The 799-nt window shown below is 35.4% G+C and carries 1 protein-coding gene; it reads left to right on the plus strand.

Annotation, left to right across the window (positions count from 1 at the left end; translation table 11 throughout):
• Positions 1–103 precede the first annotated feature (103 nt).
• Positions 104–592 (plus strand): hypothetical protein, encoded by a 489-nt coding sequence (locus Q0997_RS20215; RefSeq protein WP_299892525.1) that lies wholly within the window; start codon positions 104–106, stop codon positions 590–592.
• The last annotated feature ends 207 nt before the right edge of the window (positions 593–799 follow it).

Below are 799 nucleotides of genomic sequence, written 5' to 3' on the forward strand. Positions count from 1 at the left end.
TGCACGTTTGCTATGTCTGAATTTCCTTCGGAAATTCCTCGCACGCAAACCCGCAACTTCTCATATACTAAACCGTTAGCAACAATTACAACGAACTGAACAAATGGGAATATTTGACTTATTTAAGAGCGACAAAGAAAAAATTGATTGTAATTCGATAAAGGATTCTTCTGACTTGTATCCGCAAAATTCAATTTCGGTAGTTATGGTTCAAACTGATTCTGGAAAACCTGCAACTGGATGGGTTGATTTAGCTTATGTGGATTACAAATTCAAAAAATGTTGCCCATTTAATCTACAATTCAATGTTGAGATTTCTGAAAATCAAGCTGAATCGGACGAATTAGACTTTGGAACTATTGAAGACTACTTTATAAATGAACTAAAAAAAGGTTGTATAACGCATCCTGTAGCAAGAGTTGCAACGGACTTTGGATTCATTATGGATATGTATATTGACAATGCCGAATTTGCATCACAAAAGCTTGCTGAAATGTATGAAGACCCGAATAAACTGGTTGAATTTGGATGCGGATTTAATAAAGACCCAAAATGGAAAGAATACAACCGAATAACTAAACTGACAAAATAAAAACTGTTGCTAACAATGGCTATAAGTAATTGCTTGTTCTCGCCTACTTCTGAAAATCCTCGCGGATTTTCAGTTTGGTGTGTACTTGCAAAGTTAAATGCTAAAACACGCAACTACTAATAGCCGAGACCGTTGTGCACAAGTGCTCACTCGAGCTCAAAAAAGTGTATCTTAAATGTAAAAAAAATATTCTGCTCCTTTCTGATT

It is taken from the genome of uncultured Lacinutrix sp. (genome assembly GCF_947500325.1).
In the GTDB taxonomy this organism is placed as follows: Bacteria; Bacteroidota; Bacteroidia; order Flavobacteriales; family Flavobacteriaceae; genus Lacinutrix.

Coding starts and splice junctions, on each gene's coding strand:
- Q0997_RS20215 (WP_299892525.1), top strand. CDS start 104: ATGGGAATATTTGACTTATTTAAGAGCGACAAAGAAAAAATTGATTGT.